This window comes from 'Nostoc azollae' 0708 (genome assembly GCF_000196515.1).
GTDB lineage: Bacteria > Cyanobacteriota > Cyanobacteriia > Cyanobacteriales > Nostocaceae > Trichormus_B > Trichormus_B azollae.
This window is the reverse complement of record NC_014248.1, coordinates 4,351,558-4,365,969: the sequence shown is the minus strand read 5'-3', so window position 1 is coordinate 4,365,969 and position 14,412 is coordinate 4,351,558. Positions and strand designations below refer to the sequence as shown.

14 protein-coding genes and 4 pseudogenes are annotated in these 14,412 nt (G+C 39.0%); 7 read left to right on the top strand and 11 right to left on the bottom strand.

Annotation, left to right across the window (positions count from 1 at the left end; genetic code table 11):
* Positions 1–6: 6 nt before the first annotated feature.
* Positions 7–424 (top strand): annotated as a pseudogene (locus tag AAZO_RS20395) (Uma2 family endonuclease); the annotation flags it as partial.
* A 227-nt stretch (positions 425–651) separates the two neighbouring features.
* Here AAZO_RS20395 and AAZO_RS39540 read toward each other — a convergent pair.
* The 7 genes and pseudogenes from AAZO_RS39540 to AAZO_RS20370 all read right to left on the bottom strand — a co-directional run bounded on the left by AAZO_RS39540 (position 652) and on the right by AAZO_RS20370 (position 4,939).
* On the bottom strand, positions 652–816 hold the full coding sequence (locus AAZO_RS39540; RefSeq protein WP_228371325.1) for a hypothetical protein: 165 nt from the start codon (positions 814–816) through the stop codon (positions 652–654).
* A gap of 81 nt (positions 817–897) precedes the next feature.
* Positions 898–1,020 (bottom strand): hypothetical protein, encoded by a 123-nt coding sequence (locus tag AAZO_RS41705; RefSeq protein ID WP_266886437.1) that lies wholly within the window; start codon positions 1,018–1,020, stop codon positions 898–900.
* A 27-nt stretch (positions 1,021–1,047) separates the two neighbouring features.
* Positions 1,048–1,182 carry a hypothetical protein gene (locus AAZO_RS41700; protein ID WP_266886434.1) on the bottom strand — a complete coding sequence of 45 codons (135 nt, stop codon included), beginning with the start codon at positions 1,180–1,182 and terminating at the stop codon, positions 1,048–1,050.
* Positions 1,183–1,188: 6 nt separating this feature from the next.
* A complete protein-coding gene (locus tag AAZO_RS20385) occupies positions 1,189–1,374 on the bottom strand; it encodes a hypothetical protein (protein ID WP_041641608.1) in 186 nt (61 codons plus the stop codon).
* Between the two features lie 15 nt (positions 1,375–1,389).
* Positions 1,390–1,668 carry a hypothetical protein gene (locus AAZO_RS39535; protein ID WP_228371324.1) on the bottom strand — a complete coding sequence of 93 codons (279 nt, stop codon included), beginning with the start codon at positions 1,666–1,668 and terminating at the stop codon, positions 1,390–1,392.
* Between the two features lie 340 nt (positions 1,669–2,008).
* Positions 2,009–3,283: pseudogene (locus AAZO_RS20375) on the bottom strand (IS701 family transposase).
* Between the two features lie 417 nt (positions 3,284–3,700).
* A complete protein-coding gene (locus tag AAZO_RS20370) occupies positions 3,701–4,939 on the bottom strand; it encodes a bifunctional sterol desaturase/short chain dehydrogenase (RefSeq protein WP_013192665.1) in 1,239 nt (412 codons plus the stop codon).
* Positions 4,940–5,191: 252 nt separating this feature from the next.
* Here AAZO_RS20370 and AAZO_RS20365 point away from each other — a divergent pair, with 252 nt between their 5' ends.
* Positions 5,192–5,386, top strand: a complete 195-nt coding sequence (locus tag AAZO_RS20365; RefSeq protein WP_041641605.1) for a sensor histidine kinase — start codon at positions 5,192–5,194, stop codon at positions 5,384–5,386.
* 46 nt (positions 5,387–5,432) lie between these two features.
* Here AAZO_RS20365 and AAZO_RS39530 read toward each other — a convergent pair whose 3' ends face one another.
* From AAZO_RS39530 to AAZO_RS39520, 3 genes are read right to left on the bottom strand one after another with little or no spacing between them, the layout of a single operon-like run.
* Positions 5,433–6,047 carry a transposase gene (locus tag AAZO_RS39530; RefSeq protein WP_228371323.1) on the bottom strand — a complete coding sequence of 205 codons (615 nt, stop codon included), beginning with the start codon at positions 6,045–6,047 and terminating at the stop codon, positions 5,433–5,435.
* A 57-nt stretch (positions 6,048–6,104) separates the two neighbouring features.
* Positions 6,105–6,314 carry a hypothetical protein gene (locus AAZO_RS39525; RefSeq protein ID WP_228371322.1) on the bottom strand — a complete coding sequence of 70 codons (210 nt, stop codon included), beginning with the start codon at positions 6,312–6,314 and terminating at the stop codon, positions 6,105–6,107.
* Positions 6,315–6,722, bottom strand: a complete 408-nt coding sequence (locus tag AAZO_RS39520; protein ID WP_228371321.1) for an IS110 family transposase — start codon at positions 6,720–6,722, stop codon at positions 6,315–6,317. It lies immediately after the preceding gene.
* Between the two features lie 483 nt (positions 6,723–7,205).
* On the opposite strand from AAZO_RS39520, the gene AAZO_RS20355 reads away from it, so the two are divergent.
* The gene (locus AAZO_RS20355) at positions 7,206–7,463 is read left to right on the top strand and encodes a hypothetical protein (protein ID WP_013192664.1); all 258 of its coding nucleotides are present in this window, start codon (positions 7,206–7,208) and stop codon (positions 7,461–7,463) included.
* A gap of 451 nt (positions 7,464–7,914) precedes the next feature.
* Here the strand turns inward: AAZO_RS20355 and glsA are convergent.
* Positions 7,915–8,849, bottom strand: a pseudogene (gene glsA, locus AAZO_RS20345) (glutaminase A).
* Between the two features lie 775 nt (positions 8,850–9,624).
* Between glsA and AAZO_RS20335 the strand changes: the two are divergent.
* The 4 genes and pseudogenes from AAZO_RS20335 to AAZO_RS31595 form a co-directional block, all read left to right on the top strand.
* Positions 9,625–10,728 (top strand): septal ring lytic transglycosylase RlpA family protein, encoded by a 1,104-nt coding sequence (locus tag AAZO_RS20335; RefSeq protein ID WP_013192661.1) that lies wholly within the window; start codon positions 9,625–9,627, stop codon positions 10,726–10,728.
* 254 nt (positions 10,729–10,982) lie between these two features.
* Positions 10,983–12,602, top strand: coding sequence for a bifunctional pantoate--beta-alanine ligase/(d)CMP kinase (locus AAZO_RS20330; RefSeq protein ID WP_013192660.1), 1,620 nt, complete (start codon positions 10,983–10,985; stop codon positions 12,600–12,602).
* Between the two features lie 730 nt (positions 12,603–13,332).
* On the top strand, positions 13,333–13,932 hold the full coding sequence (gene sodB, locus AAZO_RS20325) for a superoxide dismutase [Fe] (RefSeq protein WP_013192659.1): 600 nt from the start codon (positions 13,333–13,335) through the stop codon (positions 13,930–13,932).
* 349 nt (positions 13,933–14,281) lie between these two features.
* A pseudogene (locus tag AAZO_RS31595) lies at positions 14,282–14,362 on the top strand (element excision factor XisI family protein); the annotation flags it as partial.
* Between the last annotated feature and the right edge of the window lie 50 nt (positions 14,363–14,412).

The following is a 14,412-nucleotide window of genomic DNA, read 5'->3' as shown; positions in this document are numbered from 1 at the left end:
CAATAATTCTACACTGCAGAAGAATATTTACAACTAGAGGAAACATCAGAATTGAAAAATGAATATTATAGATGGGCAAATTATACCTATGACGGGTGGAACTACAAATCATAATGAAATCGCAGGTAATTTTTATGCCCATTTCAGATTGCAAATGCGGGGTAGAAACTACAAAATTTATATGGGAGATGTCAAATTATGGATACCGCGTTATCGTGTCTACACCTATCCAGATATTATGCTAATTTCAGGAGAACCAATATATGAAGGAACTGGAACTACTCAAGTAATTAATCCTGCAATAATTATTGAGGTGTTATCTAAATCAACTCTCAACTATGAGAAAATAGACAACTTTAGATCTTATCGGTGTATTCCTGAATTAAAAGAATATATTATAATTAATCAATATGAATATTTTGTATCCCCTGAATACTTCCGGGGAAGAAGTTATTCAGGCATCCATGAGCAACCAAAAGGATTGAGAGCAGATTTTCCGTAAGAAATACTCCCCAAACAGGGAATATTTCCAACCTTAGAAATGCGGTCACGAATATATTCAAAAAGCTAATTCCCAACTTACGAGTAGTAGGAACAAGAGACATAAAAGTATCCCAAGCCTGAGTCCCTTCGAGAGTCTGAGTGGCATAACTAAGTATTGCCTCGCTGCACCATAGTTCTAGCACCTAACTCAGCCGGGTTATTGTGCAAAGGTAATTCAGGATGCTCTAAAACATAAAGCAACTCAGAAATTTTGACCAGAGTTAATGGTTTTCGCTCATCCAATTGTTGATAACCACTGTCAGTGTGGAACAACTTCCAAAACTTATACCGGAGTTTATCTTCCGTTTGGTGACTGGGAGAATCTTGATCAGGGAGTAAGTCTCGGTAGTAATTCTAGAAATCATCCAGGAATTCATCTACAACCTTTTGGTGACAAGCAATAAACGCACTTAACTTCTTATAATTTCTTCCTTCATCTACCCAACACAAAGCGATATTATCATTCAGTAACTTCAATTGAGGAGCATCATCACAGACCACAGTTTACACCACTGGCCAATCAGTTTGTTGATGATAAAAAGCAATAGCTACTGCTTCCATAATCCGAGTCCGTTGTTGTGAACCCAGTTTAGGCAGATGTGTATCCAGTAGGGTATGAAACTCTGCCTCACTCAACACAGTTTCTTAAGGTAATACTTGGAGAGCATTTTTCCATTTAGTTGGTAGTTGAAAATGCTCGAGCAAGTCAATATTCTCTAGGAACTCTAACAAATTGCCTTGGGTCATGTTACCCCCATAGTACAAGCTGATAATCAGGGTTTTTATTCCTAGACCGAATTCTCCCTCATAACCCCAAGGAGGTTCTGCCAAATAGGTTTTTCCTTCTCATGGTGAGTAGTATTTCTCTTTCCGGAAGAGTACGTTATCGGCTGCCAGGATGATGTCTTGGATGATTACTTCTTCATACCCTTTGAACTGTGCCTGTCCTGGCAGTAATTCTTGGGGATATTCTAGTATTTCTTCTCTGTCTATTTTCATCCAACCCTTCTTACTGCCTTTGTTGTCCTTTTTTGGGGTTTGTCGCTCTTTCTCCGATGAGTGATTGCTTGTGAAGCCTTTTTGATTCTTGGCTTTTATCTCTGGCTGACCCTTTTCTCCCTTCAATCGGTTGTTTTCATCTCTTAACCCTTGATTTTCTGCCCGTAATTCTTTGACTTCTAATTGTAACTGCTCTATTAGATTCAGTCATATCTCTACTTTCTGACCCATGGATTCCTCTGCAATTCCTTTTCACTCAATGCTTTGCAGCAACTCTGTTTATGATAAGTCTTTTGCTAAAATTTCTTGCGTCATGTCTCATATTTTATAACACCCTGTGTCCCACCCTCAACTTTTTCTTTTTTTCTCTTACCCCTACTTATTCCGCCGATAGATACAATATTTTATTGAACAATTTTCTAAAAATGCTGAAGGACAATGGGTATTAACGGGACGTAAATAAAAATCAAGGCCAAATGTAGCCCAAACTGGCTCTATTAGAAGGAAACACGTCCGGATTCCAGTTGAACCAATCAATAAATAGAAAAGATATGGCTGTTCTCAACCCTTCTAAAGCTGCAGTAAAAGTATTCAAAGGTTTCTTAGCCCACCTTGGTCTTAATCCTCCAGTCCACTGATGGCAAATAATAAAAGTGTAGGCACAGAAAACCAAAATAAAATGGCGCAGTCAACTGCTATTATCTCCAACTTGATCTTCTTTGAGTCCTAACCGTCCCTTGGCTTCCCTGTAAACAAGTTCTACCCAATTTCTTTGACAATATGTATCAACTATCCATTGGGGTGTGACAATTGATGAAGAAATATTGGTAATCAAGTAGTCAATATCAGTGGCTTGAGAGAAAGTAGAAGCCTTGATGACGATAGCAATATTTCCCTTTCCAGTTAGTTAAGGCTGATATTTCTACTTCTTGAGTTACTACCCATAATGTTTTGGGTTTATCTAACTCCAGTTGAATTTCTGTAACAGCCTCTTGGGGTAAACTTTCTGCTAATTTATCTAACCTAATTATTTGTGGACTATCCTCTTGGTCACTGGCAAGGACTTTGGGATTTTTAGCTAATCCTCCTCAATACTTTCAATTCCGATTTTCTATCTTTAATAAGAAAGATGTATCTTAGATATGTGGCCATATCCAGGATCTATAATTACTATTCCTGGTTGATAACTACGGCTTAAGGTCAGATCTATTAATTTAATTCCTAACTCAGGATTTATTCTCAAATAGAGGGTCTTGTTTCCCTTTGCGTCAAGAATCACCGTGGTGATATAACTCTATATGTAATGGTAAGCTTTTACTGCCATCATATAGATGTGTTGTTACTACTACTATTCCATTATCCGTGTTCCCAATTTCTCCAATATATTGTCTTCCTACTCCATCCCTAAAATTCCCCCTTTTTCTATGGACAGAATCATCAATTATTAAGCTAAATCCTCTGGTGACTCTCCTCTGACTACACTTGTTCATAATCTCTAACCGACGGTCATTGACTTGGGAACTGGACCAAGGTACTGCAGTTAAAAAGTGGTGTAATCGCTAGTACGTCACCCCTAGGGCATTCTCTGCCATTTGAAATAGGTTTTTTCTCTGACTTTCACCCAATCATCCCCCTAAATAATGTCTAAACTCTCTTTTTTCTGCTTGATGAGTAAATACATCATCAAATGACACCATCTTTCAAACCATGGTCCCATTGCTGGGGCAGTGGTTTCTTTCATCAGCTTCTTTGAACGTGAAAGCTACACCGAAATCCCATTATACTCCTCTTTACTCTTAACTTTTGTTTAAGTCCCGTTAACTGAGTATTAATCAGTAAATGATATTTTATCATTAAAATCAATAAATTTTCAAATTGCCTTTAGTGATATTTATGAAGGTGTGGATTTTAATTCGCAAGTATGACTCAAGTAAGGAAATACACTATTATTTCTTGTCTCTGAATCAGGATTTGCAGGACTAAAGGATGAACAAGATGAATAAGAAAATTTATCAATCTTGTAGACTTTGCTCATGGAAAGTGTCTGAAATCAGGACGGAAAAGATGAAAAGATGAACAGGATAAATAATCGAGTTAATTTCTTCCATCCTGTAAATATTCAAATCCTGTAAGTCCTGATTCAGTCAATAAAAGACTTTCAACCCTGTTCCCTATTCCCAGCTATAACTGATTTACTAAAAATGTGATAATACAGCCATGTACTAAATTCCTTGATAGGAAACACTAAATAAATTAGCGGATTCATTGTGACAATAATATTTCTAAAATCCCTTTTAGCTAAAAACAAGATTCCTCTTGCAACTTGTGTTGCAGACATCACACCATAAGGATTTAGTGGACTCTTAAATGGACCTAAAATTAATTTGCGAATTACACAAACTTTATCTAAACGATTAAGGGTAATAATATTACCTAAAGCTCTTTTGCTGAGTTCATACAAAGGACTCAATGCTGGAAAAACTTCTGCTTCTGAGGTGTTAACCCAAATTTCCTTTGTGGCTTTGGCATTAGGTCCTGTGATAGTTGCACAGAACATATCTATCAATCGCAATGCTGAAAAAGTGTTAACTTGGTAGGAATTGTTAATTGCGTCTGTAGTGCGATCACTATAAACATTCACTCCATGATTGATAATTAAAATATCAACTTTCTTGAGGCTTTCTTGCAGATTATCTTCATTCCCTAATTCCCAATAAAGCACTTTTAATCCATTTTGTAACCGTATTTTATCAGGATTGGTGCTTAATGCAATCACTTTGGTATCATGCTTGAGTAACTCTGCTACTAATGCTTGTCCTAATGCCCCTGAAGCACCAGTTACAGCAACAGTTTTACCTTTGAGAGATAGTCCTGTTCCTAGTATTTTATCTACAAAAGAAAAGACACCACTATAATAAGCATTAACATCATCAAAATGATGTCGCCAATGATAAGTTCTATTCACAAACCAAACAGAAGGAATAGTTTCTAATGGTCCTGGTAAATGGTTATAGTCTGTATCAACAGTCCCTTGGAAATAGCGCACAGATGCACCATACAAAAAAGTAACAGCATAGATGACTCCCAACCATAGGCCCCATTGATGAAAAACTAAGGCTACTATTGTTAGTAAAACCACCAGTATGACCGATTCAACTATGTCGTGATACAACTGGGAATCTAAATAAGCTTGTTGGGAAACTAAGGTTAAATCCCGCCGATAGGCTCCATGATGTTTATTATGCCATTTAGCCAGCCAATTGATTTGGTGACACAATGCATGATAGGTATCTCTAAGGATTTCCGCAAGTAACAGTGAACAAAATCCCCAAGTAGCAAACTGTAAACAGGTTTTTATTAAAACCCAATCAATTGTTAAGTTTTCAGCAAGTCCCATTACATTTTCAATCACACGACTTAGTAAAAATGGTATATTACTAAACGGCTAAAATCCAGAAAACTCTCAAAACTTTAAAGAACTAAAGCGGGGAAAATTAGAACCATGTTGGGTTCAGTAGAAGTGATTGAACTCAATGGACAGTGATGCGCCATAATTATTGCCAATAATATCACTGAACGCAAACAAATTGAAGCTTCTCTTCCTAAAAGTGAACAAACTACCCGCGCTAAAAGTGAATTTTTAGCAAAAATGACTCATGAATTGCGAACACCCCTGAACGCCATTTTGGGATTTACTCGACTAATGCAGGGAGATCAGACTATCAACACTGAACAACAAGAGAATTTAGATATTATTATTGCCAGTGGTGAACACTTACTGTCTTTAATTAAAGATGTTTTAGAGATGTCAAAAATTGAAGGAAGCAGGAGAAATCACATTTAAGAAAACTAATTTTCATCTTCTGACGCTGCTTGATTCCCTTCAACTCCTAAGAAACACATTGCGTTGAGTCAGAAATAGGGATGAGTTCTAAGCCAAAAGCTTGAGCTTTTATCTTCAGGTTTTTAAGTATCCGGTCTCGATACTGTTGTTCGTAAGCATCAATACCAGGGTCAGTATAGTGTTCGCCAGATGTCCAAAGGCGATAAAAAATACGTGCCAATTTATGAGCGGTAGCAGTAATGGCCTGGAGAGCGCCCATTCGTGATTGCATACGACGGTAATATGCACCCAAAGCAGAATGACTGCGACATAGAGTTTGTGCCGCCATGCGAAAAGCAGTCGCGCTGCGACTGGCAATAGGGCGAGTTTTGGAACTTTTAACTTTACCGCCAGTAACACGACTACCAGGACATAGGCCTAACCAAGAGGTAAAGTGCTTAACACTCTTGAAGCGTTTTGGATCTAAACTAACTTCAGAAAGCAGTACCAGTACAGTTAAAGCACCCAAACCATCAACAGCAGTAAAATCTACACCACTGATGCGATATAAATGTGTACGTAAATCAAACTGTGGTGCATTACCTGGTTGCTTTTTCCCCCGACGCTTGGGTTTAGCTAAAGGCTTTTTTTCAACATCAACTTTATCAGTAAATGAAGCCAAACATTGCTCAATTTGGTTATCGCACTTTTGGATTTGAGCTTGATAAAACTCGTAAAGTTATAATTCTTGCTCAAGGATAAAAACTAATTCTGAACGATAGTCTCCAGTTAAAGAAGCAGCTATTTCTTCCAAGCTGGCTTTAATACGCCCATCCTTCAAACTGGCCAATTTTACTGGGTTTCGTTCCCCAGATACAATTTCTCTAATAATGCTCAGTCCAGTAGTGCCTGTAATATCATTGATGAAGCAATGTAATTTTATATTCATCTATATTAACGCTTTTTGCATCCTCTGTACATGGATGGAGTCACTTTTAATCAGATTATCCCTTTGACGTATGTAACTGCGAAGCTTACATATTTGGTCTTCGGGACGGAATGAGCCGGACAGTAAACCGTAAGTATGTAATTGTTGTAGCCACTGACAATCTAATACATCGGTTTTGCGACCCGGTACAGTTTTAACATAGTGAGCATTGACGAGTTTAACGTCAAAACCACGACTCTCCAAAATCTGGAATACAGGTATCCAATAAACCCCTGTAGATTCCATTGCCACGGTCTCAACACCGTACTGCTTTAACCATTCTGCCATTGCATAGAGGTCGCCAGTAAAACAAGCAAAACTGCGTATATTTTCCTCTTTAAATTGGGTGTACCATGCCTGGGTGGGCAAGTAAATCTAGTCTCCTAAAAGGCATAGTAGCTTTAACTACTTCACCAATACCATTGCCAATAACACCCAGAACCACGCTCACATTCGGATGAATACTGTACCGGTGTAATAACGGCTTTGACTGTCATGATACTTTTTCAGTGTATAAGTTATTAGTCGTAGAAGTCTTGTTAACTGTGTTTCTTTCATTTATTACGGGCGTGTAATCGCGCCCAAGGGGCGCTCACATCTTGCACCTACCGAATAAACCCAGAAATAGGAGATACAGATTACAAAGAAATAACACTATATAAATGGTAAGTATCGAGAAGTCTGTAGTAATTAAAATAACGAATTAAATAGTAATATCACATAAGGGAAATAAAATGTGGAGCGCAGCGCCTTCTTGCGATCGAGGACATTGAATCAATGTCAGGGTTTGCAGTTAAGACTCAAAACATGAGAGAAAGGGCGTGAAATATCATTCGTTTAAAAGCTAGAACAATGCTTGCCCACACCCAGGAGCTAGTCTACACCCTATCTGAGTTGATGCCTACGCATTATGAAAAACAGAACCAAGAAGCGATGTTTGGTTTATTCTTGGAGGCACAAGGACATCCGTTACCAGAACACTCAAAAACTAAGTCAGCAAGCGCCGGACAGCCGATTTCTCAACATTCAACCCTAGTCAACAAGGGAAAAGATACGGACAGGTCTATTATGCAATTAAACATGAAGTTAGTAAAGGAGAATGTAATATAGTTGCCCAACATAAAATTCTCACAGTTCCATCTGACATTTCAGTTAGATTAAATAGTAGTTAAAGAGTTTTTTAAAAATTTCAAGCAACTTATAAAATTGCTTTTACCTGAACTATTAGACCCTATAAAAATATTGAGTTTATCTAACTCTACTGGCTGAGGTGGCTGAGGTAAAGACAAATCTTTATAAGTTTGAGTAACGATAAATTGCAGAATAGCTTGATTCATAATTTTTTAAACTTATCTCTATCTCAATGTACTGATCTAACTACTTACCTAACTACTTGTACACAAACTTACCTCTTATCTGCCTTTCTCCCTCTAGAATATGGTAAATAAGGCTGGTTGTTTCCGTCAAAGATATCTCCTTTCAGATAGAAGCACGGGAAATCTTTAGTTTCCTTGCCCATCCTCCCATCCCCATCTCTATCTATATAGATGTAATTTCCCCTTCACCCCTTGGAACAGTTAAATAGATGTAACCCCAAGCGTTGCGACAACTCCTCGTACACCTTCACCCCCCGTACACTGTTACCCCACCCACACATCTAATGGCCAGGAACAACAGCAATAATTCCCCCACAAAGGCCGCTTTTGGCTGGAATTCCCACTTTATAAACCCATTCACCTGCAAAGTTATACATCCCACAGGTGTACATCACACTCAATATATCTTTGATATAACAATTATCCACCGCTTTTTCCTTTGTAATGGGGTTAATCCTTTTATTAGCCAGTGTAGCTGCCATAACTGCCAAGTCTCGACAATTAACTATTACAGAGCATTATTGAAAATATAAATCCAGATATTCTTCTATATTTTGGTCAATCATGCCAAAATTAAGCATCAAATGGGCTGTAGCACGGTTACAGTGTCCTGTGCTGCGTTCGGAAGTATATACCGAAATATCCACAAACACATCCCGACCAATATAGCGCGGATACATATCTAATAACCAATTCAGTCGTTCAGTAGGACCCAAAGCTTCGATTAAGCTGGTAATAGCTATAGCCCCAGCATTTACCATTGGATTATATGGGCGTTTTGATTGTTCATTAAGGATAATGGGGTTAAATGCGTCTACTGTCCGTTCTATCCCTACTCTAGTTAACACATAATCCCGTCCAGGATCTTCTAAAACTTGTCTATATACAAATACTTTGGAAATTGACTCAATTGTAAATAGTTGTTCATAATCGCCAACTTCGTAAATTTGACCATCTACTGTAACAATACAAATGCTAAATAAGTTGGGGTTTACCTTAGCTAGTTCAGGAATATAGTTCGCTACTGTACCTGCTTGCAGAGATTTGTACTGGTATGCAAATCTTTGAGAACTTCTGAAAATGGTGGTGAAACTATTTCTAAGTCTCCTGAGTTTACCATGAAGCTGATAACTTGCTAATAAATAGCATACTTGATCGATGAGTGGGGGCACAAGGACTACTGAGTTATATTTATACAGAGACGAATTGCTCTTTCAAGTTTGCGAGTCTTTTTTATTGTCTCATGAATTATTTTTTTGTGAAGAGATAAAATGCTAATGGGGATAAAGACTGATTTGGCAATAGAATAACTACTACAGTAAAAACTATTTTCTATACAAAAGTTCTGCGTAACTTCCATAAACCTAACTAAATTCTACTTATTCAAAAATCAATGCTTTTAAAATTGGATGATTCTGCCCATAAATCAATTAAATATGATTATTCTGGGAATTGTAATAAGTATTTTTCAACTCTCTGAAATCGGAAAAAAAGTTAATTTTGACCAAAACAAGTATCAACTCGAAGTTAAATCAATTACAGAAGAAGTAGATCTCATTACTGAAATATCAAGATATTACTCACCTTAAACAAATCTGACTTTATATTAAACCTTCATAAAAAATTATTGATATCCCGAAAAAAAATGTTACAAAGCCAGAAACCTGATTTGAAAAAGCTTTGACCCTAGAAATGTGAATGGAAATTTGAGAGCCTGACTCAAGACTTACGCTAAAACCCTGATCCCCAACCCAAAAGGTTCGTGTTACTCTGTTGCAGTTATAAACAAAAAGTGAAAGCGGAACAAGTTCGAGTTTTCCGGGCTATCACTATCACTAGTGAAAAACCCACACATTATAAAACTTAAGTTCTACAGTCGCTTTAAAATCGGACGCATGAATCAAAGACATTTGTGGACTATTGTCGCCCTGTCTGTGGCTATTTCAGGTTTACCTTCAGTGGGTCGTACTCAAACCGCTAAGGACAACCCTCCCGTTTCCCAAGCATCTGTTATGGCTGATGCAGTGAAAGTAGGAGAGTATCAATCCCCTGAACAGAAACCTACCTTGGATGCTGTGAAGACAGAGATTCATCCTCACAGCGTTGAAGGCAATCAGGCCGCAACCCTTTACATCCGGGATATTCCCGTTCTCACTTTTCTGAGTTCTACCCCAGTTGCTAACACAGATACAAAAATGGCAGCAATTGGAAAAGCTGGAGGCGTAAATTCTTATGCCCTTGTTGCTAGTAATTCACCAAAGGCCCCAAGCATGGGAAATATCATGGATCTGGGCAAATCTTTCAGCCCCATTGCCAATGATCCAGTTCAAAGAGCCAGCGTAGTAGCGTCTAGAATTAATCAGCTGATTCGCGAAAACGCAGACGCAAGCCAAATTACCGTCAGCTGGAAAACAGAGGAAAAATCTTCAGTTAACAATAAAGCCCAAGATAAAGGCTCCTCTGTTATACAGCAATTAGATCGCTACACCATCAAAATTGACGGTAAAGAATTGGTGGAAGTCAATGAAGGTACGCGATTAGCAGATACTACCAGAAATCTTGCCCAAGATGCCCTGCAAGCAACTAATCGTCTGCGGAGACTGATAGGTAATGCATATCCCATCAGCGAAATTGCTAATTTACCAGCAAGTACATCAGGATCAATAACAAAGCTACCCCAACAGATTGCGATTGGTGGAGTAAAAATTAACTTCAAAGGCATGGCTTCTTGGTATGGCTATGATTGGTCTGGTAATAAAACTGCCAGTGGTGAGAGATTCAATCCCGAAGCAATGACAGCAGCCCATCGCAGTCTACCTCTGGGTACAAAGGTGCGTGTTATTAACACCCGTAATGGTCGCTCGGTAGTTGTGCGAATTAATGACCGAGGTCCATACATTGGTGGTCGAATTATTGATCTTTCTGCTGGTGCAGCACGACTTTTAGGGATTATTGGCAGTGGTATTGCGCCAGTGCGGCTTGAGGTGTTGGGAAGATAATATTCAGGAGTATGGCTTGCGCCACCCTGGGCTATCAGAAGGCAAAAGGCAAAAGGCAAGAGACAGAAGGTAATAAATACATTTTTTTCCTCTTATCCCCTACTCCCCCCCATACCCTACAACTTACACCCATACCCTTCTAAAATCTCTGCTCTTTTTTCGCTTTTCACTTAAATACCCCTAGTCGATTAATCCCTAACCCCAGTTTCAGATATAAACTAACGGGTGAGAGGATCAAGAACTAGGGGTATTTTGTGCGCCTGCTGACTACAGTTGCAGCTTTACGCTGTTATTTAAATCAACGTCGTTGGGAGAGCAATCTCAAGCTTTCAGACGAGTTATTATTTGACGATAACACTACTTGGTATCCCGCAGAGATTGGTCTAGTACCGACTATGGGAGGGTTACATCAAGGTCATCTTAGTCTGATTGAAAAGGCTAGGCAAGAGAATTCTACGGTGATTGTGAGTATTTTTGTCAATCCTCTGCAATTTGGACCGCAGGAGGATTATCAACGCTATCCCCGGACTCTAGAGCAGGATCAGGAATTGTGTGTACAAGCTGGAGTTGATGCGATTTTTGCCCCTACTCCGGAAGAAATGGGAATTCCTCAGAAGAATATACAAGAAACTCAAGTTACACAAGTAATCCCTCCATCTGGTATGATAAGTACCTTGTGTGGTAGATATCGGCCGGGTCATTTTCAAGGTGTGGCGACAATTGTCACCAAGCTTTTCAATTTGGTACAGCCTGACCGAGCCTACTTTGGTCAAAAAGATGGCCAGCAACTGGCAATTATTAAGCGTCTGGTGGCTGATTTAAATTTGCCAGTTGAGATTGTTGCTTGTCCAACGGTGCGGGAAGCGTCTGGCTTGGCTTTGAGTTCTCGTAATCAATATTTGAGTGCAACAGAAAAAGAGCAGGCAACAGTGTTATATAAAGGCTTGCAGCAAGCTGAAGCGGCGTTCCGTGCTGGCGATCGCAATAGCAGCCAGCTGATGGCATTGGTGTGGCAAGAAATCGCAAATATCAGCACTATCTATGTTGAATATATTGAATTGGTGGAACCAAATACATTGATGTTTTTAGCAAAAGTTGAGGAGGAAGGAATGCTGGCGATCGCAGCCCGTCTTGGTTCTACACGGTTAATTGATAATACCATTTTGTGCGATGTCTACGACGGGCTACGCCAACCTATCATCGCTATTGATGGGCCAGCTGGTGCTGGTAAATCTACGGTAGCTCGCCAAGTGGCAACCCAGTTAGGTTTAGTGTACTTAGATACCGGTGCTATGTACCGTGCAATCACCTGGCTGGTGCTGCAAAAAGGCATTGCTATTGATGATGAATGTGCGGTCGCTCAATTAGCCACTCAGTGTAAAATCGAACTTACTCCCAGTCATAATCTGGAAATTCCTGTGCGAGTGTGGATTAATGATACAGATGTGACTCAAGAAATTCGCACCATTGAGGTAACATCACAAGTATCTGCGATCGCTGCTCAAAGTGCAGTCCGCAAAGCACTGGTAAAACAACAGCAAAGCTGGGGTAAACGAGGTGGTTTAGTAGCTGAAGGAAGGGACATTGGTACTCATGTTTTCCCTGATGCAGAAGTCAAAATCTTCTTAACTGCTTCTGTTGGGGAACGTGCACGCCGTCGTCAGCAAGACTTTACAAAACAAGGTCAACCTGAAGTGAGTTTAGAGCAACTTGAACGGGATATTGCAGAACGCGACTACAAAGATAGCACTCGCAAAATTTCTCCCTTGCAAAAAGCAGCAGATGCGGTAGAAGTTGAAACCGATGGACTTAGCCCCTCTGAAGTAGCAATGCAAATTGTTAATTATTACCAAAAGTGTGTATCTCAGTTGTAATTGCAATAATTTCTTGTTGGTCTAAAATCTGAATAGGCAGGAAGCAGGAATTTTGAATTGTTCCCTATTCCCTGCTCCCTGTTGTAGATATTCAAATGGACATAATATCAGGTTAGAATTAGAAACATTCAATAGCCTATAAATAAGTGTTGTATTCAACAATACAGAGAGTTTGAATCATCCTTCATCTAACCAAAGATAGATGAAGAAAATTCCCAAAATCAGCAACTATAAATAAGTCTCCATCATATAAGTTGCGATTAACTATCAAACATTCAATTCCTTCCTAAAGTTGGTAAAATTCCAAAATAACAAGAATGTGTTTTTGCTCTTTAATTAATTTTTAACCTATCCTTGGGAAGAAGTGATTATACTGGATATGTGCATTTCTGGAAATCATTATTTATGAATAAAATCCTGCAAAAGGCTAGTTGACCGTGCCAATTTTGGATTCTATCCCAGCTGGAAAAAAGAGATCAGCAGATTAAAAACCGCCAACCCTAATGAAATCGTACTCTCTCAATCATTAAGGATGTAAAACTGCTTTTAATTTTTAATTGGTATTGAGATTTTAGATTGAGGTGGTTCAATTTAGTAGTAAAATAACCATGTTAAGTTTGATATCCCAGCATTCATTAAGGATGTAAAACTGCTGAATACAAAACCTGTAATTTCCTGAATTTCGACAATAGCTTTAAATTGGAAAACAGTAAAGAGAGGACTTCAAAACATGGCATTTACACAGCTTCCCCTACCCTTTGATTTTAATGCTCTAGAGCCTTATGGCATGAAAGGTGAAACCTTTGAGTATCACTATGGTAAGCATCACAAAGCTTATGTAGATAACCTCAACAAACTCACCGATGCTACAGAACTTGCTGATAAGTCCCTCGAAGAAGTAATCCAAATTTCCTTCAAAGACTCCTCTAAAGCTGGTATCTTCAACAACGCGGCTCAAGTTTGGAACCACACCTTCTTTTGGAACTCACTCAAACCCGCAGGTGGTGGCACACCCACAGGCGAACTGGCTGCTAGGATTGACAAAGATTTTGGTAGCTTTGACAAATTCAAAGAAGAATTTTCTACCGCTGCTACAACCCAGTTTGGTAGCGGTTGGGCTTGGCTGATTGATGATAGTGGCACACTCAAGGTGATCAAGACACCCAACGCAGAGAACCCCCTAGCCCATGGTAAAAAGGCACTTCTCACCCTAGACGTTTGGGAACACGCCTACTACATCGACTACAGAAATGCTCGTCCAGCATTCATCAAAAATTTCTTAGATCAATTGGTTAACTGGGAATTTGCTGCTGCAAATCTAGCTGGTTAATCCACTTTTGATGTAAGGCTATCCATTTACAGTCCCCATGTCTACCCAGGCAGGGGATTTTTCACTCTGGTACAATTTAGGAACTGCAACTATACTAAAAACGGTTTAAAAGTGTCATTCTGAACGTTTGCGGAGCGTCTCTGAAAGAGATAGTGAAGAATCTCCAAGATACTAGAGCCTACGGCACACTCCGCGTTCACGCACTGTCCCGAAGGGATACGCTTTAACCTCTGTGTTTCTTTTTGATTCTCTTCAATGTAGTTCAGTATAGCACTCATTTTTGGGTGTTAAAAATCTATCCTCATTTCCTTTTACCATAGATAGATTATTACTATTTTGGTGATGTCTAATGGGTGTTCCCAGAGAAGATATTGTATTGGGTTTACATCCACCTTATAAAGGTCCATACACAGATTATGGTGTGGCTTAAAATTTTTAAACTTGGGTCAATTACTGTAGCATGGATGACTAAATGATTGT

What these genes read in the sequence shown, in the direction of transcription:
- AAZO_RS20370 (WP_013192665.1), bottom strand. Translation starts at nt 4,939, where the DNA reads ATGGGACTTGCTGAAAACTTAACAATTGATTGGGTTTTAATAAAAACC.
- AAZO_RS20365 (WP_041641605.1), top strand. Translation starts at nt 5,192, where the DNA reads ATGACTCATGAATTGCGAACACCCCTGAACGCCATTTTGGGATTTACT.
- AAZO_RS39525 (WP_228371322.1), bottom strand. Translation starts at nt 6,314, where the DNA reads ATGAATATAAAATTACATTGCTTCATCAATGATATTACAGGCACTACT.
- AAZO_RS20355 (WP_013192664.1), top strand. Translation starts at nt 7,206, where the DNA reads ATGCTTGCCCACACCCAGGAGCTAGTCTACACCCTATCTGAGTTGATG.
- AAZO_RS20335 (WP_013192661.1), top strand. Translation starts at nt 9,625, where the DNA reads ATGAATCAAAGACATTTGTGGACTATTGTCGCCCTGTCTGTGGCTATT.
- sodB (WP_013192659.1), top strand. Translation starts at nt 13,333, where the DNA reads ATGGCATTTACACAGCTTCCCCTACCCTTTGATTTTAATGCTCTAGAG.